Source organism: Kaistella solincola, assembly GCF_000812875.1.
Classification (GTDB): domain Bacteria; phylum Bacteroidota; class Bacteroidia; order Flavobacteriales; family Weeksellaceae; genus Kaistella; species Kaistella solincola.
In genome coordinates this window covers 355,456-375,147 of the sequence record NZ_JSYK01000002.1, presented here as the reverse complement: position 1 = coordinate 375,147, position 19,692 = coordinate 355,456, and the positions used below count along the sequence as shown (strand labels likewise).

Below are 19,692 nucleotides of genomic sequence, written 5' to 3'. Positions count from 1 at the left end.
GAGATTTTAATTTGAAGCGAAAAGTTTTTTTAATTCTATTGAATCAGCAGCCTTCATTCGGCCGGAGAGAATCAGGGAAAGTTCTTTTCTACGCAATGCAGCATTAAATCTTTCCACTTCAATTTCAGTTTCCGGCTCCATCTTTGGGATCGGAATCGGACGGTTAAATTCGTCTACCGCAACAAAAGTATAAATACCGGAATTGGTATGAATCTTTTTCTGATTAATCGGATCATCCAACCAAACATCCACATAAATCTCCATGGAAGTGGAAAAAGCACGCGAAACCTTGGATTCTAACACCACGATTCCGCCTTCGGGAATCGGATAATCAAAAGAAACGTGATTTACAGAAGCCGTAACCACGCGTCTTTCGCAGTGTCGCGCGGCGGAGATCGACGCGCAACGGTCCATTTTTGCCAGAAGTTCACCACCGAATAAATTTCTTAAAGAGTTGGTTTCATTCGGCAAAACGATATTGGTCATGACCGTTAACGATTCTGACGCTTTTTTGATTTTTTCCATTTAGAGTTTTTGTTTGATTTCGAAGTCCACTTTTTTGCCGGTTTTACGGGCGCAACAATTGTGTTTGTGGAATCTGCTAAAGTTGAATCTTGTACCAAAACCGGTGCAAGCGAATCGACTTTCGGTGTATTTTTTTTAACGGTTAAAACGTCCTTTTTTGGCGGATTGGTGAGATCAGATTTTTTACCGAAAATCATGTCGGGTTTTTGAATTCCCATATATGTAAGTCCCGAAACGATCAGTATTAAAGGTAAAAGCCACGCAATTGTTCTCACGAACGCGTATGGTTTCTTGCCGCTTCTGAAGCCTTTTTTTATTTCATAAATATTGATTTCTTCCAAACCGAAAAAAGCCGGTGAAAGATTTTCCAGCCGGTTTCCGTAAAAAATCAATTTGCTGTCTGCGAGATAAAATGTTCCGATGTTTTCAATTTGCAGCGTTTCATTTTTTTCCAATGCAGAATTCCAATAGACAACTTGCTTCGAAATTTCTTCTTCCGCAGCACTTTCACTGCTGTTTTTTTCAGCTGCTAAAAAACGGATGAATTTTTCCGGATTTTCGTTTTTTGAAGCATCAAAGCCAATTTCAGTTCCTGGTGGCAAAAGGTTTTTTCCCTCTTCATCGAGAGCTGCATTGATTGTTTGCAGAAAAAACGTACCGAAACCCGCAAGAGAAACGCTGCCGTTTTTCTTTAAAAATTCGAGAAGAAGCTGGGAAAAATTCATATCGGGCAAATTTATGTTTTTTGAACAATGTAATGCAAATAAAAAAAACCGCGAAAAAGGCGGTCTTTAGCACCGAAAAAATTATCTTTCAGCAATTGCGTTTTGGTATTTACTTTAACTTGAAGGACATACCGAACATGAAATTCGTGCCCGCTTGCGCGAAATAATACGGCGCTCCGTCATACACAAAGCCGTTGTTCACATATTTCTGGTTGAAAATATTATTCACCAAAAGTTTAAAATCAACTTCTGTACGTTTTAGATCCAAAGAATATTTCGCATTAAAATCTGTCAAAAAATAGCTGTTTAGCCGGTAATTTTTATTATTTGTGTTGTCCAGAAATTGTTTGCCAACATATTGATTTTGAAGTGATAAGCTGAACATTTTTCCTGGTGAATAATTTAGCAAAACATTTCCCATAAAGTTTGGTGAAAAGGAAAGTGGAGTGTTTCCGAGATTTTCAAATCCGCTTACCGTTTCATTTTTAAAATCGATGTTTTCATTTCTGCTTAGCGTCAAATTCCCGGCGAGATTCCATTTATCCGAAAGCTTTGCCAGCGCGCCGATTTCAATTCCCATTCGGTAACTTTTCCCAGAATTCACGCGGATGAATTCGCCGATGTCATTAATTTCACCATTCAAAACCAGCTGATTTTCGTAATTCATATAATAGAGATTCGTGGTGAAAGACAGCGCGCCGAAAGATTTTTCTAATCCCGCCTCGAAATCGTGCAGTTTTTCCGCCTGAATTTCCGGGTTTGCAAAAAGATCATCGCGGTTCGGTTCGCGGTGCGCGTGAGCATAGGAAAAGAATATTTTCCCGGAATTGAGCTTATAATTAATTCCAAATTTTGGGTTAAAAAACAGCCAATTTTTATCTAAATCCGCGCCTTCATCATCACCTTGCTGTATGATTTTCGTGTCATAATTTATGTTTCTAAGCTGCAAATCGCCGTACAATTCTACTCGGTTCAGTTTCAAAATTCCTTTAGCAAAACCTGCAACTTCGTTTTTCACCGAAGAATTTCGGTAATATTCGTGCTCCTTAATTTCCGGAAAATAAACGCCGGTAACATTGCCAAAATGTCTGCCGTCGTATTGATTTCCCACAAGTCCAAAATTCAGATCCAAATTATCGAACTTTCCGTAAAGCGTAGAAACTGCACCGTAAAAATTATTGTCAAGCCATTTTTTACGTATGAAATCGGTTCTTTTAACGGTTTGATTATCAGTAGTTAAATTCGGTAAATTGTATTTTGAAAACTTCGCGTCCTGCTTGTAGTTTTCATAATATCCTTTGCCTTTAGTGTAATGGAAAGTGGTTTCTAAATTCCAGTTTTCATTAAAGTTTTGCTGCCACAAAAGCTGGTAATGATTTTGGCGGTAATTGTCGGTTTCATTGTCGTAAAAACCAACGATGTTTTCCCAGTTTTCATCGTAAATAGCGCCGGAATAATTAAATTTCGGAGTCGTTTCCCAGGTATTTTTGTCGATTCCGTTCCATGCCTGATACGTTTTTTCTTTTCCGCCGAAAGCCAGCAATCGAATTTTCGTTTTATTTTGCTCAAATAACCCCGAAAAATTATAGGAATCTAAATTAGAAAAAGCACGGTCGATATAACCGTCTGAATGGATTTTGGTATAACGGCCCATCACCGAAAGGCGGTTTTTCCAGAATTTGCCGCTGCCAACTTCCGCGGAATATTTGTAAGTATTGAAAGAGCCGTAAGAATTATCAGATTTCACATAAAATTTTTCCTCCGGATTTTTCGAAATCACATTCACGCTTGCGCCGAAAGCTGAAACTCCATTCGACGAAGTTCCGACGCCACGCTGAATAATAATCTGCGACGCCGAACTCGCCAAATCCGGCACGTCGACGAAAAATGTTCCCTGACTTTCAGAATCGTTGTATGGCACGCCGTTCATCATCACATTAATTGCTGTTCCGCCAACCCCCCGAATCCTAAAACCCGTGTAACCAACGCCGTTTCCGGCATCGGAAGTGGAAATAACCGACATTTGATTTTTCAACAAAATCGGCAAATCCTGCCCCAGATTTTTTGTGGCTAAATCTTTTTCAACGTTGATGATTTCTTTGGTGACTGGCAGACGTTTCAGAAAGTTAATGCTTTCAATGTCGTGTGTTTTCAGCGAATCCTGCACGGTGGTTTGTGCGGAGTAAAAGGAACTTGTGAGAAGTCCTAAAAAAATAAATCCTTTCATTCTATTAATTTTTTGAAGATTAAATGGAATAAAAGGGGCGATTAAAAAATGTGTTAATTTGAATATTTTTGATTTTGAAAATGGTAATTACCACATTTTCAAATTTCCAAATTAGCTCATGTAATTTCCCTAAACAGCATTACCTGTTCCAGGTTCATTGGGTATAATCTCAGCTTTTTACAGCACCCCTTAAATTTCTCCTGCAAAACTACGAAATAAAATCAATATTCCTTTTGGTTAATATCGATATAGAAATAGTTTTTGCCGTCTTTCGTGACTTCGAAAAGGCGCGCGAGTTTCCAGCTGTAATTTCTCTTGATGTCACTGTACTGAAACGGAACGATGATGTTGTTATTAACATCGATAATGCCGAATTTATTGTTGCGTGAGGCAATGATCATCGGATTTTTCAGATCATCACCTTCCAAAATGTGGAGGTAATCATACTGCGGATAAATTGTAAAATCGTTGTAATTGCCTGGATTTCGAAACCTTGAATCTTCGATGATGCCGTACGCGTAATTCATGATAAAAGCGTGGAAAAGCTGTTTCTTGTATTCCGCCTGACATTTCCCTAAATCCTCATCTTTGAAAAAATAAACGCGTTTTCCGTGCTTATTTATCCGGTAATCCTTATCGTTAAACCGAACTGAAGCGTATTCCGATGAACCATATTTTCTGATTTTTTCATTTGGCGAATTCAGTAGGTTACAATCTTCAGTAAAAAATCCCACGTTGCTGTAAACCGGCGCAATAATTACTTTTCCGGATTGAGAAATAAAGCCAAACTTCCCATCTTTTTTATATGGAATTAAAGCCGCCACCGAATCATTAATTTTTGCAAGATCGCTGTCAGCATTTATTTTTTCGGTGCTTTTTGGGGCAATTTTTTTGCTTTGAATAACATTTTTCTGTGCTGAAAAAGCCACGGAAAAAGTGAGAAAAAGGAAAAGAAAATATTTTGTCATCGCTGTGCTTTTGCAAATAGGCGACCAAAAATAATCAATTATAAATTTCTCCAGATGAAATAAGCTATTATTACTGTCGAAATTAAAAAAAATGCCCTTTTACCCGTTAAAATTTTAAAAATTTTTCTTGCATTTTCGTTTTCGATTTTTGCTGAAATTAAAAGCGCCAAACCATAGGGAATTGCCAATACAAAAAGCGGATTAGAAGTGAAAGCTACTTTAAACTTAAGATGCAAAAGTTCGTGAAAAGCGCGCTGCGAGCCACAACCAGGACAACTTAAGCCGGTAATATTTTTGAAAATACAGCTTGGATAAAAACTGTTTTCCGAAGGCGCAAAAAAATAGAAAACCGTACTTATCAGCAAAATGCCGACGAGCATAAAGATCAGTTTTAAATTTTTTTGGAGCAAAAAGGCCATTTTTTTTGATTTTTTTAAGTGAATAAATTTCGCTAAAAATTTAAAGATAGAAAAGAAAGATTTTATTTATACTTATTCTAAATGACTTTGCGCCGCCATACACTAAAAATTTTGTAAATTTGAGCTTCAAAATTTTACAATAAAAATATACAATATGACTTTCGACATTGATATGATCAAGAAAGTGTACGAGCGGTATCCGTCACGGGTCGAAGCTGCGAGAAAAGCGGTGGGAAAACCATTAACACTTGCTGAAAAAATTCTTTATACACACCTTTGGGAAGGCGACGCTACACAAAGTTTCGAAAGAGGAAATTCCTACGTGGATTTCGCTCCGGACCGTGTAGCCATGCAGGATGCGACCGCGCAAATGGCGCTATTGCAGTTTATGCAGGCCGGAAAACCGAAAGTTGCAGTTCCTTCAACCGTTCACGCAGATCACTTGATCCAGGCGAGAGTTGGAGCAGAAGCGGATTTGCAGGAAGGTATCAATAAAAACTCGGAAGTTTTTAATTTCTTAAGTTCTGTTTGCGACAAATACGGAATTGGTTTTTGGAAACCGGGCGCGGGAATTATTCACCAGGTAGTTTTAGAAAATTATGCATTTCCTGGCGGAATGATGATCGGAACAGATTCGCACACCGTAAACGCCGGCGGACTTGGTATGGTCGCTATTGGTGTTGGTGGTGCTGATGCGGTAGACGTAATGGCCGGAATGCCGTGGGAATTGAAAATGCCGAAATTAATCGGTATTAAATTAACCGGAAAATTAAGCGGCTGGACGTCTGCTAAAGATATAATTTTGAAAGTTGCCGGAATTCTTACCGTAAAAGGTGGAACCGGATGTATCGTTGAATATTTTGGTGAAGGCGCTCAATCCCTTTCTGCAACCGGAAAAGGCACGATCTGTAATATGGGTGCCGAAATTGGTGCTACAACTTCAACCTTTGGGTATGATGATTCCATGCGCAGATATTTATCCGCAACCGGAAGAAAGGATATTGTGGATGCTGCAGATCAAATCGCAGATCACCTGACTGGTGATGCTGAAGTTTATGCAAATCCTGAACAGTATTTCGATCAGGTTATCGAAATCAATCTTGATGTGCTTTCGCCACATTTAAACGGTCCTTTCACGCCGGATTTGGCAACGCCTGTTGCAGATTTCCACGAAAAAGCCGTGGCAAACGGTTGGCCAATTGAAGTAGAATGGGCATTGATCGGTTCATGTACCAACTCATCTTACGAAGATTTATCGCGTGCAGCATCAATTGTAGAAGATGCTTTTGCTAAAGGGGTAAAACCACGCGCAATTTTAGGAATTAATCCGGGTTCCGAGCAGGTGAAATTTACCGCTGAAAGAGACGGATTTTTAGATTCTTTCCGAAAGTTTGAATCAGCCAGAATTTTCACCAACGCCTGCGGACCATGTATCGGTCAGTGGGACAGAGAAGGTTCAGAAAAAGGCGAGAAAAACTCCATCATTCACTCATTCAACCGAAACTTCGCGAAAAGAGCTGACGGAAATCCTAATACGCACGCATTTGTTGCCTCACCGGAAATGGTTGCCGCCGTTGCAATCGCGGGAAGACTTGATTTCAACCCGATTACAGATACTTTAACAAACGCCGCCGGCGAGCAGATTAAATTAGATGAACCGAAAGGATTTGAATTGCCTGCAAAAGGTTTTGATGTTGGTGACAACGGTTATCAGGCGCCGTCCGATGACGGTTCTTCCGTTCAAATTGCGGTTAGTCCAGACTCCGGAAGGCTACAGCTTTTAACTCCGTTTGAACCTTGGGATGGTGAAAACATTTCCGGTGCTAAAGTTTTAATTAAGGCTTTCGGAAAATGTACAACTGATCATATTTCAATGGCTGGACCGTGGTTAAAATACCGCGGACACCTTGATAATATTTCGAATAACATGTTAATCGGTGCGATCAACGCGTATAACATGGAGACCAATACGGTGAAAAATGCGTTGAATGGCACTTACGGAGAGGTTCCTGCTGTAGCGCGCGCTTACAAAGCTGCCGGAATTCCGACGATCGTGGTTGGTGACCAAAACTACGGTGAAGGTTCTTCCAGAGAACACGCAGCGATGGAGCCGAGACATCTTGGTGTGAAAGCCGTTTTGGTGAAATCTTTCGCCAGAATCCATGAAACGAATTTGAAAAAACAGGGTATGCTTGGTCTTACTTTCGCAAATGAAGCGGACTACGACAAAATTCAGGAAGATGACACCGTTAATTTCCTTGATTTGGATCAGTTTGCGCCAGGCAAAACTTTAACGTTGGAATTCTTACACGCGGATGGTTCTAAAGACCTCATCGTCACGAACCACACTTACAATGCTCAGCAGATTGACTGGTTCCGCGCAGGTTCCGCTTTAAATCTGATTGCTGCAGAAGCTGCAAGACAAGCTTAAATTACTATTTAAATATTGAAAAACCGCCTAAGAAATTGGGCGGTTTTTTTGTCTTGATTTTAAAAATATTTGCCCTTAAAACACCGAATTTTTCTGAAATATTGTATTCGGAAAGCAAGCTTTTCGAAATAATAAAGCGAAAAAATTTGCCATTAAAGGGCCGAATTTTTTCAAATTCAGAATTAAAATTAATTTTAATTTATTTACACAGTAATTTGCATTTTTTATACATTTGGTGCAATTAATAATTATATGATGAAAACTTTACTCTTCGGTCTCTTATTTCTGACTTTTTCTTTATTTCCAGCGCAACTGAAAAAGGTTGATATCGCCGATTTTTACAACTGGACTTCCAATAGCGGAACGCACTACCAGTTTGTTTTGTTATCGGAAAAATTAGTTGCAATGCGTACCGATGTGGCAGCGCTGGTTCGCGTGCGTTACTCGATGGATGGTGGCGTTACCTACAAAATCGCGGAGTTTGATGCCAAATTCACGTATGATAAAGCAAAGGACAGCGATAATTTGGTAGTAAACGTAAAAGCTGCGGAAACTGCAAGAATCCTTAAGGGAGACAGCGGCTATATTCCTGATAATTTCACGCTGTATTATGACAAAGATGGTGAGTATATTGAAGGTTATCAGGCAGACCACGACGAGCTTACAAAAAAAGATACGCAGTATGCAAAAGTGTTTTTAACACCAAGCCCTAGCGCGGACCATATGCGAAAACTGATCCGTTTGTTTTACGATTCTTCGGAGCCGCTTTACCGCGATCTCATGGTTTTAGCAGCCCAATACGATTAATTAATTCTGAAAAATTTGCCGCTAAAACGGCAAATTTTTAGTTTCTTCGCAAGCTTTCCAAACGGCATCGTTGTCCGGAACCGGCGCGGTAATCGTAATATTTTCTTTGGTTACGGGATGGTGAAATTCCAGTTTTCGAGCGTGCAGATGAATTCCGCCGTCTGGATTGGAGCGTGGTGAACCGTATTTTAAATCACCTTTTATCGGCGCACCTATTTTCGCCAGCTGCGCGCGGATCTGATGATGACGGCCGGTCTCTAAATCGATTTCCAAAAGCTGAAAATTATCTAAAACTTTGATGATTTCGTAGTTCAAAATCGCTTCTTTCGCGCCTTGCGTAACCTTCGGGAAAACCGTTGCCTTGTTGTTTTTTTCGTTTTTCTGTAGGTAATGCACGAGTCTTTGTGCCTTCGGAATTTCAACTTTCGGTACAACCGCCCAATACGTTTTTTTGATTTCGCGATTTTTCACCATCTGGGTTAATCGGGAAAGTGCTTTCGAAGTTTTTGCGTAAATCACCAAACCCGAAGTTGGGCGGTCGATGCGATGAACCAAGCCGAGAAAAACATTTCCCGGTTTTTGGTCTCTTTTTTTCAGGAAATTTTTAAGCAGATCCAGCAACGAAAGATCTCCGGTTTTATCGCCCTGAACGAGCTGTCCGGTTTTCTTGTTGATGACTAAAAGATGGTTATCTTCAAAAACGATTTGGTCCTGCATAAAAATGAACATTTAGAATTTTCAAATTTACGCTAAACCAACAAGGAAAAAAAATGCCGTTTTAGGCGGTAAAAAAATACTTTTCAAGAAATGCGCGTTGCGAATCAAATGCGATTTCATTTAAATCCAAATCGGCTTTTTTCAGCCAGATAACCTCAGAAATTTCTGATTCTTCAAGCTGAACCTGGAATTTTTCCGCAACCTCATATTCGAAAAAAAGGTCCAAAGTATTGTAATCAATATTTTTGTAATGGTAAACATTGGGCAAACTTCCGACATATTTCAGGTCAGCAATATTGACTTTAATTTTCATTTCTTCGAAAAGCTCGCGAACACAGGTTTCTTCGGCACTTTCTTTTGGATCCACGAAACCGCCCGCCAAATCGAGCTTGCCTTTTTTAGGTTCCTGATTTCGCCGGGTAAAAAGAATTTCGTCTTTGTGTGAAACGATTACCGCAACAGCGCCCGCAACATTGTGATAGAGCATATAATCGCAGTTAGAGCAGCTCCATTTTTTTTCGCCGTCCCAAAGCAAAGTTTTTCCGCCGCATTTTGGGCAAAAATTCAGCGTTTGCATCAGGAAATATTTCGCGGATGGTAATTAAGGATAACTTCACGCAGTTCTTCGTTTTTCAGATGCGTGTAAATTTCGGTGGTTGTAATGCTGGAATGGCCGAGCATTTCCTGGATATAGCGCAAATCAGCGCCATTTTGTAAAAGATGTGTGGCAAAAGAATGGCGGAAAGTGTGTGGCGAAATTTTCTTGCTGATGCCCGCTTTTTCGGTTAATTCTTTAATAATGATGAAAACGATAACGCGTGACATCGAGGAACCGCGACTGTTCAGGAAGAGAATGTCCTCGCATTTTTTATTGACCTTATACTTCGACCGCACATTTTCGTGATAATCTTTGATGAGGTCGGCGGTGTAACGCGCAAGTGGCACAAAACGGGTTTTGTTTCCTTTGCCTTCAACCTTCAGATATAATTCTTTAAAGTTGATGTTTGAAATTTTAAGATCGATAAGCTCGGAAACGCGCAAACCGCAGCCGTATAAAACTTCGATCATACACTGGTTTCGTTTGCCGAGTTCTGTAGTAACGTCGATGGCTTTTATAATTCGCTCAACATCAACAAAACTTAAAGTGTCGGGTAAATAAAGTCCTAATTTTGGACCTTCAATCAGTGTTGCGGGATTATCCGCACGCACTTCATCATCAAGAAGATATTTAAAGAAAGCTTTTATGGATGAAACCCAACGCGCCTGCGTTCTTTCGCTGAATTTCTTTTTGGAAAACTGGTAAAGGTATTCCTGAATGTTTTCGTAACTAATCTGCAGTGGTCCAACACCTTCAAGGTCAAATTCTGCATAATTCTGAAGCTTGCGCAGGTCGCGCAAATACGCATCTACAGTATTCTCTGAAAAATTTCGTTCAAATTTTAAAAATGTTTCGAAATCTTTGATTTTGTCATCCCAAGTAATCATTTTTTTGTGTTTTTTGCTTTAAAATATCATGTGACACTCTTAAAAGCTCGATTCCATGATTTTTTAAAAATTCTATACCGTCTTCGTCGGAATATTCGTCAATATATACCACTTTTCGTATTCCGGCCTGTAAAATAAGTTTGCTGCATTCTTTACAAGGCGATAGCGTAAGATATAATGTGGCGCCTTTTGCCGACTGCGTAGAGCCGGCGAGTTTCAATATCGCATTGGCTTCTGCATGAAGTACAAACCATTGGGTCTTTCCGTTTTCGTCTTCGCAACAGTTTTCGAATCCCGAAGGTGTTCCGTTATAACCATCGGAAATAATCATTCGGTCTTTCACAATCAGTGCGCCTACCTGCTTTCGTTTGCAGTAGGAAAGTCTAGACCATACCGCGGCCATTTCCAGATATGCTAAATCAAATTTTGTTACGTCCAAACCTATAACTTTTAAATTTTTTACTTAAAATGAAGGTTTTCTCTTTTCTAAAAACGCAGCAACACCTTCTTTTTTATCGGCCATTTCAAACAGTTCACCGAAAAATTTAATCTCGGTTTCGAAGCCGTTTTCACCATCTGATTTATTTACCGCTTCAATTGCTTTTGCAATTCCCATAGGTGAATTCTGTGCGATTTGGTTTGCTAATTCTTTTGCTTTCGGTAGAAGTTCGTCTAAAGAAAAAACATCGTTTACAAGCCCAATTTCTTTTGCGCGTTGCGCCGGAATCATTTTCGCCGAAAATATCATTTCGTTGGCCAGCCCTTTTCCGACCAGTTTCGGCAATCTTTGCGTTCCTCCATAACCTGGAATTAAACCTAAAGTTACTTCCGGCAAGCCAAGTTTCGCGTTTTCTGAGGCATAGCGAATGTGACACGCCATGGCAAGCTCTAAACCTCCACCTAATGCAAAGCCGTTAACAGCGGCAATTACGGGTTTGCTGAGGTTTTCAATTTTATTGAATAAAATGTTCTGGCCGTTTCTTGCTAAATCTTCAGCTGCGCTTGTTCCGAAATCCGAAAATTCTTTAATATCAGCGCCCGCAACAAAGGATTTTTCACCACTTCCGGTGATAATTACCGCTCTGAACTGCGAATCCTGTTCAATTTCGTCTAAAGCTTTGCTTAATTCTGTGATTGTTAAGGCGTTCAGCGCATTTAAGCTCTGCGGTCTGTTAATGGTGATTACGGCGGTTTTTTGATCCGTTTCTACATTAATATTTTGGTAGGACATGGCGTTATTAAGAGTTTTTCGCAAATTAAACAATATTTTTTAATAAAGTGTATTTAATGAAGGCGTTATCATTACCGAAATGACAATTTGTGTTAATTTTTTTAACTTCCAGCGTGGTTCATCATATTAGCATCGATGTTGATCTGCAACCCCATTGCGATTTTCATTCCAAGTTCAATATTTGCGCGGAAAAAATGGCAAATTTGTCGGTTTATTACTTCTTCGCGTTCTGGGCCGGAGATTTCGTTCATTGATTCGATAATGTTTCGAACAAGTTCTATTCGGTCATAATCCTGAAGTGCTTTTGTGTAAAATAAACCGGGCTGCGTAAAGTGATCATCTTCATTTTCGCTGTAAAAGCTTTCGGGAAAAGCATCTTCCTTTTCGAATTCAGAAAAATTCCGGGCTGTTTGGCCGTTTTTTTCTGATTTGTCTTTTTCCGGTGAAAACGGGCAGCGGTTCACTTCAAGCAAATTGGCGTGTCTGCCGAGTCTGTGCTGTTGCGCTTCACCGTAAGTAGCAATTCTGGCCTGTAAAATTGGGTCAGGCGAAAGTCCTAAACCCTGAACGAAATTTGCCGGCGAAAAGGCAACTTCTTCAACATTCGACTGATAATCGGACGGAATTTCATTAAGCTCGATTTCACCAACTTCAATCAGCGGAAATTCATCGTGAAACCAAACCTTCGTAACATCGAACGGATTCCAGCGGAAGTTTTTCGCCTGATCTTCCGTCATTACCTGAATATAAAGTGTCCATTTCGGGAAATCACCGTTTTGCAGAGCATTGATGAAATCTTCCTGCGCAAAATCCGGGTTCGTGCTTTTTAGCTGAGCAGCTTGTGTTGGAACGAGATTTTTAATGCCTTGGTTGGTTTTAATATGATATTTCACCCAGACGCGCTCGTTTTCAGCATTAATCATCGAATAGGTGTGCGAACCATACCCGTTCAAATGGCGAAAACCTTTCGGCGTTCCGCGACCCGAAAAATACATCAGCAGCTGGTGCAGCGTTTCGGGATTTGCACAGCAGAAATTCCACATGTCGGTGGTGCTTTTTAAATTCGTTTTTGGTGAGCGCCGCTGCGTTCGCACAAATTCCGGAAATTTTGCGGGCTCTTTGATGAAAAAAACCGGGCTGTTGCTGCCGACCAAATCCCAGATTCCGTCTTCGGTATAAAATTTCAGCGCAAAACCTCTTGAATCCCTGTTGGTGTCCGCGCTGCCTTTTTCACTAGTAAAATCAGAAAATCGGGCAAAACAACGGCAAATTTTTCCAACCGAGGAAAATAAATTGGCATTGGTAAACTGAGTGATATCGTTGGTTACCGTGAAAGTTCCGTAGGCGCCGGTACCTTTTGTAAAAAGTGCACGTTCCGGAATAGTTCCGCGTAAGATTTGCAGAAAGTCCTGCTCTTGGAAACTAGATGCAGCATTCATCGGATTGTCCTGAATATTCCGTGAGCTGTTGATGGTGTCGTAGAAAGGATTCTGGGCTATATTGCCCATTTTCTTGATACTCATAATTTGCAATATTGTAGCCTTCAAATTTATCTAAAATTAATGGGATTCCGGCAAAAACTCAGTATATTTGGCATAGATAAAATTAATGGTATGAACATTCAGCAATTGGAATATCTTATCGCTGTAGATAAATTTAAGCACTTTGGAAATGCGGCGCAGGCGTGTTTTATTACGCAGCCGACTTTGAGTGCGATGATTCAGAAATTCGAAGAAGAGCTGGATGTGAAAATATTCGACCGTACCACGCATCCAATCCGTACCACAGATGTTGGTGCGCAGCTTATCATCGAAGCGAAAAAAGTGGTAGATGCCATTAATGAACTAAAAACCAAAGCGAACGACCTTAATAATGTGCTGGCAGGAAAGTTAAACCTCGGCATTATTCCAACAGTTTCGGGTTCGATTTTACCGTCTGAAATCTTCGATTTTTTGAAAAATCATCCGAAGATTCAGCTCACGGTAAAAGAAATGACGACGGACAATATTATTAAAGCTTTGAAATCCGGAGAACTGGACGCGGGAATTATTTCAACGCCGTACTCCGCAGCTGACGAATTTTACCACGATTTTCTTTTCAATGAAGAACTGATGCTTTATTCCGCCGAAATAAGTGAAGAACAGAAAGAAGACAGTTTTGTAATTCCGGAAAAAATAGATGTGCACAAAGTTTGGCTCTTGGAAGAAGGAAACTGCCTGCGGACGCAGTTTGAAAATATTTGTGAATTGCGGGAAAATACGGTGACACCCAAAAATCTGGAGTTTGTAGCCTCAAATATTACGACTTTGGTACAACTTGTTGATAAATTAGGCGGGATCAGCATTTTACCCGAACTTGCTGTAGAGCAGCTTTCCGACAAGCAAAAAGAAAAAGTAAAACGTTTCCGCAAGCCTTTTCCGTACCGCGAAATTTCGATGATTTATTATAAACCGACGTATAAGCAGAAAATTTTAGATGAAATGATTCAGTTCATCGCCGAATCTCTGAAGTCAAAACTGAGCTTCAATGAAAATCCTGAAGAGTTTACCGTCATCAAGCCACAATGATTTTTAACATCCGGATAAATTTTGCGCTTCGGTAAATAGTGAGTAAATTTGCGCCACAATTAGGAGGAAAAATTTGTATTGATTGCAACCTCAGTAAAAAATGCTAAAACCGATTTTCTTTTAGTTTCTTTTGCAATCATTCCAAGTATTTTTCCCGTACTTTTTAATTAAAAATACAAAAGAAATATGTCTTATTTATTTACGTCTGAATCGGTTTCCGAAGGGCATCCGGATAAAGTGGCCGACCAGATTTCCGACGCATTAATCGATAATTTTCTCGCAAACGATCCAACCTCGAAAGTAGCCTGTGAAACCTTGGTAACTACGGGCCAGGTAGTTTTGGCGGGTGAGGTGAAATCATCAGCATACCTTGACGTGCAAGATATCGCGCGTAAAGTCATCAACAAAATCGGCTATACGAAAGGGGAATATATGTTTAATGGTGATTCGTGTGGTGTGATTTCCGCTATTCATGAACAATCTCCCGATATCAACCAAGGTGTGGACCGTGTTTCTGAAAACGACGATTTCGAAAGCCGTGCAAATTCGCAGGGAGCAGGGGACCAAGGAATGATGTTCGGTTACGCTACCAATGAAACCGAAAATTATATGCCGCTTGCGCTGGATTTAGCGCATGTAATATTAAAAGAACTGGCGAATTTGCGGCGAGAAAACAACGCGATAAAATATCTGCGTCCTGATGCGAAATCGCAGGTTACCATTGAATATTCGGATGATGACAAACCAATCAGAATTGATTCTATAGTAGTTTCTACACAGCACGATGATTTTGGCAGCGAAGAAGCAATGCTTGCTAAAATCCGAAAAGATATTATCGAAATTCTTATTCCGAAGGTTAAAGCCATGCAGCCTAGAGCTATTCAGGAGCTTTTTAATGATCAGATTACCTATCACATCAATCCGACCGGAAAATTCGTAATCGGTGGACCACACGGTGATACGGGTTTAACCGGCCGAAAAATTATTGTAGATACTTACGGTGGTAAAGGTGCGCACGGTGGTGGTGCTTTTTCCGGAAAAGATCCGTCAAAAGTTGATAGAAGTGCGGCTTATGCCGTGCGACACATTGCTAAAAATCTTGTGGCGGCAGGTGTTGCTGATGAAATTTTGGTACAGGTTTCCTACGCAATTGGTGTTGCAGAACCTTGTGGACTTTATGTAAATACCTATGGAACTTCAAAAGTTGATTTGCATGACGGAGAAATTGCCGAGAAAATCCAGAAAATTTTCGATTTAAGACCTTATGCAATCGAACAGAATTTGAAACTCAGAAATCCAATTTATCAGGAAACCGCTTCCTACGGCCACATGGGACGCGAGCATTATATTGCTGATAAAATTTTTAAACGTGCCAACGGTGAAGATTTAATCGTAAAAGATCTGGAGTTTTTTACCTGGGAAAAACTGGATAAAGTAGAAGAAATAAAGAAGGAATTCAATTTATAAAATCATATAAAATGCTTTAACAAAAATGTTAAGGCATTTTTTTTAACTTTATGCACAATATAAAATCATAACCAATGTTGAAGAGATTTTTGCTCCCTTTTTTTTTGTTAGCAGCTTTTGCGGGCAGTGTTAAAGCACAGCTTACGGTACATAAAATGGTTCACGCCGGTTATGTTTACCAGAATACGAGCTTTGCGGAACTCGGTGGACGGCTGCTGTTTTTGGAGAACGATGACATGATTTTTCGCCTTGGCGCAGCCGGAATGTTCGGAGTTGCCAATGGAAAATTTGTCGCGCTGCCGAAAATCCAGGGTGATATTTTGCTCAATTTTGAGCGGAATGTAGATCTTTACCATGCTTATTATTTTTTAGCAGGTGCTGAAGCAACCACCAAATACATTGCACCGAAAGTTGGTGTTACGCTGTTTGGTTTGATTGATTTAACCGGAGGTTATGCTTTTCCGTTCGATAAAGACGGAATTAACGGTAAAGAATTAGAAGGTTTAAACATTAATTTTACGGTAAATGTGCCGATTGTAATGATTCACGATCTGTTAAAATAAATTTTTTTTAATTTTTTAACAAAGTATTAACTTTTTGCTTAAATTAGCTTTTCACTTTAACACATAATGTATGGTAAAATAACTCTACTGATTTTTTAATAACGAAGAAAGCCAACCTGATATTTTTAGGTTTGCGATCATTCATAAATTTTTAGTTACGAGTTATGAATACACATACAGACAGTTGGCTGATTTCTGCATATAAAAATGGCAATGAAAAGGCCCTGGCGGTTCTCATTGATCGCCACCAGAAAGATATTTTCTCCTATATTTTCTACAAAGTAATGGATGACACCGTGGCAAACGACGTTTTCCAGGATACTTTCATGAAAATTATTGTAACGCTGAAAGAAGGCCGGTACAATGAAGAGGGAAAATTTGTGCTTTGGGCAAAGCGGATTGCACACAACCTCATCATCGATCATTACCGCCTGAAAGCCAAACACAACAAAGTTTCCGAAACGTCTTTCGAAAATGAAGAATATTCAATTTTCGATCTCATCAGCATTGACGAAGAAAATATTGAAGAGCAGCTGATTTCTCGTCAGATTCAGGATGATTTGCGTAAAATTCTGGACTTTCTCCCGCCAAATCAGCAGGAAGTGGTAAAACTCCGCTTTTTCGATTCGCTTTCCTTCAAAGAAATAGCGGAACAAACTGATACCAGCATCAATACCACTTTAGGCCGGGTGCGTTACGCACTCATCAACCTGCGAAAAATAATGGAAGAACACCAAATAAGTTTGACCAGATAATAAAGTGAAATAATCTGCGTTTTTAGTGAAACTTTAGCCTATGAAAAAAGATTACACTTTAAACGGAAAACTTTTGAAACCAAAACAGATGACCGTTGAATTTTTACTGAGATATTCTAAAAACCTTCAGGTTTTAAAAACGGTCTCTAAAATTCATATCGTATCCAAAAACTAACCTATTTTCCTTAAATTTGTGCTGTATGAAAATTCAGCACATTTTTTTTGATCTCGATAATACACTTTGGGATCACCGCGCAAACGCTTATCTTACCCTGAAAGCGATATTTAAGAAAGAAGAGGTTCAGGAAAAATATAATCTTAATTTTGAGGACTTTCACCGCGAATATTTTACCATTAATGAAAGATTATGGGCACAGATTCGCGACGGTGAAATCGACAAAAATTACCTGCGAAAGCACCGTTTTTTTGATTCTTTTCTTTTCTTTGGAATTGATGATTTTCCATTAGCACAGACTTTTGAAAATAATTTTTTAGATGAAATCCTCAACTACAACGATCTGGTAGAAGGCGCTTTTGATCTTTTGGAATATCTGTATGACAAAGGATATACGCTGCATATTTTATCCAACGGCTTTCAGGAAGTAACCGCAAAAAAATGTGAGCTTTCGGGTATTAAAAACTATTTTAAAACCATCACAAGCGCCGATGAAATCAATATACGGAAACCAAAACCGGAAATTTATAAATATGCGCTGAAGAAAGCGAATGCGCAAATCGAGGAATCCATAATGATTGGTGATGACTGGATTGCCGATATTGAAGGTGGAAAATCTTTCGGCTTAAAAGTGATTTACTTCGATGTATTCGATGATAAATACACCGCCGAAGGCGTAAAAACGATACGCAAACTGCACGAAATTAAATCAATTTTATAAAAAAAATCCTTTCCGCTTTTGGAAAGGATTTTTTTTGCTGCTAAACGCCCAAACTTATCCGGACTTTCCGCAATGTTTCAGCAGCGATCACTTTCGTTTTTGCCGCGCCTTCCTGCAGTTTTTCTTCCAGTTCCGGCAAATTATTCATATAATAATTGAAGAGTTCGCGCTCGCGCTCAAAACGTTTTAAAATTAACAGCAACAATTCGTTTTTAGCGTGACCATAACCAAAGTTTCCGGCTAGATATTTTTCCCGTAAAACGGCGGTTTCTTCCGGTTTTGCAATAAGTTCGAACAAAGCAAAAACCTTGTCGGTTTCCGGATCTTTCGGTTCTTCAAGACATTTGGAATCAGTTTCAATTCCCATAATCTGTTTTTTCAGCTCTTTTTCGGGTAAAAATACATTAATGATGTTTCCGCGGGATTTCGACATTTTATTACCGTCGGTTCCCGGAACATACTTCGTGTCTTCCTGCAACTCCGCTTTTGGTAAAACAAAAACTTCACCCATCTGATGGTTAAATCTTGAGCCCATGTCGCGCGCCATTTCCAGATGTTGAAGCTGATCTTTCCCTACCGGAACAACTTCAGCATTATAAAGCAAAATATCAGCAGCCATCAGAACCGGATACGTGAAAAGTCCTGCGTTAACGTCTTCTACACGGTCTGCTTTATCTTTAAAGGAATGTGCTAAAGTCAGTCTTTGATACGGAAAAAAGCAGGACAGATACCAGGAAAGTTCGCAAACTTCAGCAATGTCGCTTTGACGGTAGAAAAATGTTTTATCAGTATCAAGTCCGCAGGCAAGCCAAGCTGCAGCGATTTCGTAAGTATTTCTTTTCAGTTCTGCTGCATCTTTTATTTGGGTCAAAGAATGCAGATTTGCAATAAACAGGAAAGATTCATTCTCTTTCTTTTTCGATAATTCGATGGCTGGAATAATGGCGCCAAGTAAATTCCCCAAATGTGGAGTTCCCGTGGCCTGTATTCCGGTTAATATTCTGGACATGAAATAAGTTTAAAATGGTAAAAACAAAAATAGCTAAAACGGAAATTTTGGGCAATTTAGCCGCTAAAAATCCAAACCGTTTGGTAGCGCTTTTTTGCGGAAGATAAGTAATAATGCAGCGCCGGCAGTAATTGCAGAATCTGCAACATTAAAAATATATTTGAAAAATTCAATGTGTTTTCCGCCAATCAATGGCCAACTTTCCGGCACGTTCCAGTCCACCAACGGGAAATGCAGCATGTCTACCACGCAGCCTTTCATGAAAGTGGAATAGCCTTGACCAAAAGGTACGACCTTGGAAACACCGCCGTATTCAATCCAGCGCCCGATGCTTTCATCATAAAAAGTTCCGCTGTCGAAGATCATTCCGTAGAACATTCCGTCAATTAAATTTCCGATTGCGCCCGCAAAAATCATCGACATCGGAATAAGCAAATAGTTGTTGGTGCCTTCTTTCAGCCATTTGCTGAAAAGATAAACCATGCCGCCGATAAGAAAAATGCGAATGATGACAAGAATATATTTACCCAGAAGTCCGCCGAAATGAAAACCGTACGCCATGCCCGGATTTTCAACAAAAGTCAGCTTAAAGCCGGGCAAAACGCTTACACTTTCGCCTAAACTGAAGTTGGTTTTTATATAAAACTTAGAAATTTGGTCTATTAATAAAATGATGATGGTTATTAAAGCAATCTTCTTCATTAGTCTTTCTTAGGATATTTTCTGGCGGAAGTTGGGCTGTTTTCTTTTTTCGGAACCGAATTTTTTACCGGCTTTTCGGGCAAATTTTTCAGATTTCTGGTGTGGAATTTTTCAAATTTAATTCCCATTTCCTTCATCACGCTTTTCAGCGCATTCAGCTCCATTTGGTTTTTCGGATGTACAATCAGAGATTCCATT

At 39.7% G+C, this 19,692-nt stretch carries 22 protein-coding genes; 8 read left to right on the top strand and 14 right to left on the bottom strand.

Translation table 11 applies throughout. The features are described 5' to 3' along the window. Positions 1-6 precede the first annotated feature (6 nt). From OA84_RS02720 to OA84_RS02700, 5 genes are all read right to left on the bottom strand, one after another. Entirely contained in the window at positions 7-525 is a 519-nt protein-coding gene (locus tag OA84_RS02720) for an acyl-CoA thioesterase (protein WP_039341941.1), read from the bottom strand. After that, positions 492-1,250, bottom strand: coding sequence for a hypothetical protein (locus OA84_RS02715; RefSeq protein WP_039341937.1), 759 nt, complete (start codon positions 1,248-1,250; stop codon positions 492-494). Before OA84_RS02715 ends, OA84_RS02720 begins: the two co-directional genes overlap by 34 nt. A gap of 109 nt (positions 1,251-1,359) precedes the next feature. Then, a complete protein-coding gene (locus OA84_RS02710; RefSeq protein ID WP_039341934.1) occupies positions 1,360-3,477 on the bottom strand; it encodes a TonB-dependent receptor in 2,118 nt (705 codons plus the stop codon). A 221-nt stretch (positions 3,478-3,698) separates the two neighbouring features. Then, positions 3,699-4,445: a WG repeat-containing protein gene (locus OA84_RS02705; RefSeq protein WP_039341930.1), complete on the bottom strand. Its 747-nt coding sequence runs from the start codon at positions 4,443-4,445 to the stop codon at positions 3,699-3,701. A 38-nt stretch (positions 4,446-4,483) separates the two neighbouring features. After that, a complete protein-coding gene (locus OA84_RS02700) occupies positions 4,484-4,825 on the bottom strand; it encodes a DUF2752 domain-containing protein (RefSeq protein WP_169743473.1) in 342 nt (113 codons plus the stop codon). 193 nt (positions 4,826-5,018) lie between these two features. Here OA84_RS02700 and OA84_RS02695 point away from each other — a divergent pair, with 193 nt between their 5' ends. Both OA84_RS02695 and OA84_RS02685 read left to right on the top strand, forming a co-directional pair. After that, positions 5,019-7,295, top strand: coding sequence for an aconitate hydratase (locus OA84_RS02695; protein WP_039341926.1), 2,277 nt, complete (start codon positions 5,019-5,021; stop codon positions 7,293-7,295). A 252-nt stretch (positions 7,296-7,547) separates the two neighbouring features. Next, on the top strand, positions 7,548-8,102 hold the full coding sequence (locus OA84_RS02685) for a hypothetical protein (protein WP_039341923.1): 555 nt from the start codon (positions 7,548-7,550) through the stop codon (positions 8,100-8,102). A 21-nt stretch (positions 8,103-8,123) separates the two neighbouring features. Here the strand turns inward: OA84_RS02685 and OA84_RS02680 are convergent, their stop codons facing one another. The 6 genes from OA84_RS02680 to OA84_RS02655 all read right to left on the bottom strand — a co-directional run bounded on the left by OA84_RS02680 (position 8,124) and on the right by OA84_RS02655 (position 13,058). After that, on the bottom strand, positions 8,124-8,819 hold the full coding sequence (locus OA84_RS02680) for an RluA family pseudouridine synthase (protein ID WP_039342692.1): 696 nt from the start codon (positions 8,817-8,819) through the stop codon (positions 8,124-8,126). A 61-nt stretch (positions 8,820-8,880) separates the two neighbouring features. After that, a complete protein-coding gene (locus OA84_RS02675; protein WP_039341921.1) occupies positions 8,881-9,396 on the bottom strand; it encodes an NUDIX domain-containing protein in 516 nt (171 codons plus the stop codon). Then, positions 9,396-10,301 carry a site-specific tyrosine recombinase XerD gene (gene xerD / locus OA84_RS02670; protein ID WP_039342689.1) on the bottom strand — a complete coding sequence of 302 codons (906 nt, stop codon included), beginning with the start codon at positions 10,299-10,301 and terminating at the stop codon, positions 9,396-9,398. The genes OA84_RS02675 and xerD overlap by 1 nt, the downstream gene beginning before the upstream one ends. Further along, positions 10,288-10,749 (bottom strand): deoxycytidylate deaminase, encoded by a 462-nt coding sequence (locus OA84_RS02665; RefSeq protein ID WP_156965021.1) that lies wholly within the window; start codon positions 10,747-10,749, stop codon positions 10,288-10,290. Before OA84_RS02665 ends, xerD begins: the two co-directional genes overlap by 14 nt. 18 nt (positions 10,750-10,767) lie before the next feature. Further along, positions 10,768-11,535, bottom strand: coding sequence for an enoyl-CoA hydratase-related protein (locus tag OA84_RS02660; protein ID WP_039341916.1), 768 nt, complete (start codon positions 11,533-11,535; stop codon positions 10,768-10,770). Between the two features lie 101 nt (positions 11,536-11,636). Continuing rightward, a complete protein-coding gene (locus tag OA84_RS02655) occupies positions 11,637-13,058 on the bottom strand; it encodes a catalase (RefSeq protein WP_039341915.1) in 1,422 nt (473 codons plus the stop codon). Between the two features lie 90 nt (positions 13,059-13,148). Here OA84_RS02655 and OA84_RS02650 point away from each other — a divergent pair, with 90 nt between their 5' ends. The 6 genes from OA84_RS02650 (at position 13,149) to OA84_RS02630 (ending at position 17,783) form a co-directional block, all read left to right on the top strand. Then, positions 13,149-14,102, top strand: coding sequence for a hydrogen peroxide-inducible genes activator (locus OA84_RS02650; RefSeq protein ID WP_039342687.1), 954 nt, complete (start codon positions 13,149-13,151; stop codon positions 14,100-14,102). Between the two features lie 186 nt (positions 14,103-14,288). Further along, positions 14,289-15,569, top strand: a complete 1,281-nt coding sequence (gene metK / locus OA84_RS02645) for a methionine adenosyltransferase (RefSeq protein ID WP_039341914.1) — start codon at positions 14,289-14,291, stop codon at positions 15,567-15,569. A gap of 74 nt (positions 15,570-15,643) precedes the next feature. Next, positions 15,644-16,132, top strand: coding sequence for a hypothetical protein (locus OA84_RS02640; RefSeq protein ID WP_039341913.1), 489 nt, complete (start codon positions 15,644-15,646; stop codon positions 16,130-16,132). 164 nt (positions 16,133-16,296) lie between these two features. Beyond that, positions 16,297-16,887, top strand: coding sequence for an RNA polymerase sigma factor (locus tag OA84_RS02635; RefSeq protein WP_039341912.1), 591 nt, complete (start codon positions 16,297-16,299; stop codon positions 16,885-16,887). A gap of 40 nt (positions 16,888-16,927) precedes the next feature. Then, the gene (locus OA84_RS11590) at positions 16,928-17,062 is read left to right on the top strand and encodes a hypothetical protein (protein WP_262493299.1); all 135 of its coding nucleotides are present in this window, start codon (positions 16,928-16,930) and stop codon (positions 17,060-17,062) included. 25 nt (positions 17,063-17,087) lie between these two features. Next, positions 17,088-17,783: a YjjG family noncanonical pyrimidine nucleotidase gene (locus OA84_RS02630; RefSeq protein ID WP_039341910.1), complete on the top strand. Its 696-nt coding sequence runs from the start codon at positions 17,088-17,090 to the stop codon at positions 17,781-17,783. Between the two features lie 40 nt (positions 17,784-17,823). On the opposite strand, the gene trpS is transcribed toward OA84_RS02630, so the two are convergent. The 3 genes from trpS to OA84_RS02615 form a co-directional block, all read right to left on the bottom strand. After that, positions 17,824-18,792: a tryptophan--tRNA ligase gene (trpS, locus tag OA84_RS02625; protein ID WP_039341908.1), complete on the bottom strand. Its 969-nt coding sequence runs from the start codon at positions 18,790-18,792 to the stop codon at positions 17,824-17,826. 63 nt (positions 18,793-18,855) lie between these two features. Next, positions 18,856-19,494, bottom strand: a complete 639-nt coding sequence (locus OA84_RS02620) for a lipoprotein signal peptidase (protein ID WP_039341906.1) — start codon at positions 19,492-19,494, stop codon at positions 18,856-18,858. Next, positions 19,494-19,691 (bottom strand): DUF2683 family protein, encoded by a 198-nt coding sequence (locus tag OA84_RS02615; RefSeq protein WP_039341903.1) that lies wholly within the window; start codon positions 19,689-19,691, stop codon positions 19,494-19,496. Before OA84_RS02615 ends, OA84_RS02620 begins: the two co-directional genes overlap by 1 nt. Position 19,692: the final 1 nt, after the last annotated feature.

Excerpts from the sequence above, each read along its gene's own strand:
- OA84_RS02720 (WP_039341941.1), bottom strand. The coding sequence starts at position 525 with ATGGAAAAAATCAAAAAAGCGTCAGAATCGTTAACGGTCATGACCAAT.
- OA84_RS02715 (WP_039341937.1), bottom strand. The coding sequence starts at position 1,250 with ATGAATTTTTCCCAGCTTCTTCTCGAATTTTTAAAGAAAAACGGCAGC.
- OA84_RS02710 (WP_039341934.1), bottom strand. The coding sequence starts at position 3,477 with ATGAAAGGATTTATTTTTTTAGGACTTCTCACAAGTTCCTTTTACTCC.
- OA84_RS02705 (WP_039341930.1), bottom strand. The coding sequence starts at position 4,445 with ATGACAAAATATTTTCTTTTCCTTTTTCTCACTTTTTCCGTGGCTTTT.
- OA84_RS02700 (WP_169743473.1), bottom strand. The coding sequence starts at position 4,825 with ATGCTCGTCGGCATTTTGCTGATAAGTACGGTTTTCTATTTTTTTGCG.
- OA84_RS02695 (WP_039341926.1), top strand. The coding sequence starts at position 5,019 with ATGACTTTCGACATTGATATGATCAAGAAAGTGTACGAGCGGTATCCG.
- OA84_RS02685 (WP_039341923.1), top strand. The coding sequence starts at position 7,548 with ATGATGAAAACTTTACTCTTCGGTCTCTTATTTCTGACTTTTTCTTTA.
- OA84_RS02680 (WP_039342692.1), bottom strand. The coding sequence starts at position 8,819 with ATGCAGGACCAAATCGTTTTTGAAGATAACCATCTTTTAGTCATCAAC.
- OA84_RS02675 (WP_039341921.1), bottom strand. The coding sequence starts at position 9,396 with ATGCAAACGCTGAATTTTTGCCCAAAATGCGGCGGAAAAACTTTGCTT.
- OA84_RS02660 (WP_039341916.1), bottom strand. The coding sequence starts at position 11,535 with ATGTCCTACCAAAATATTAATGTAGAAACGGATCAAAAAACCGCCGTA.
- OA84_RS02655 (WP_039341915.1), bottom strand. The coding sequence starts at position 13,058 with ATGAGTATCAAGAAAATGGGCAATATAGCCCAGAATCCTTTCTACGAC.
- OA84_RS02650 (WP_039342687.1), top strand. The coding sequence starts at position 13,149 with ATGAACATTCAGCAATTGGAATATCTTATCGCTGTAGATAAATTTAAG.
- metK (WP_039341914.1), top strand. The coding sequence starts at position 14,289 with ATGTCTTATTTATTTACGTCTGAATCGGTTTCCGAAGGGCATCCGGAT.
- OA84_RS02640 (WP_039341913.1), top strand. The coding sequence starts at position 15,644 with ATGTTGAAGAGATTTTTGCTCCCTTTTTTTTTGTTAGCAGCTTTTGCG.
- OA84_RS02635 (WP_039341912.1), top strand. The coding sequence starts at position 16,297 with ATGAATACACATACAGACAGTTGGCTGATTTCTGCATATAAAAATGGC.
- OA84_RS11590 (WP_262493299.1), top strand. The coding sequence starts at position 16,928 with ATGAAAAAAGATTACACTTTAAACGGAAAACTTTTGAAACCAAAACAG.
- OA84_RS02630 (WP_039341910.1), top strand. The coding sequence starts at position 17,088 with ATGAAAATTCAGCACATTTTTTTTGATCTCGATAATACACTTTGGGAT.
- trpS (WP_039341908.1), bottom strand. The coding sequence starts at position 18,792 with ATGTCCAGAATATTAACCGGAATACAGGCCACGGGAACTCCACATTTG.
- OA84_RS02620 (WP_039341906.1), bottom strand. The coding sequence starts at position 19,494 with ATGAAGAAGATTGCTTTAATAACCATCATCATTTTATTAATAGACCAA.
- OA84_RS02615 (WP_039341903.1), bottom strand. The coding sequence starts at position 19,691 with ATGGAATCTCTGATTGTACATCCGAAAAACCAAATGGAGCTGAATGCG.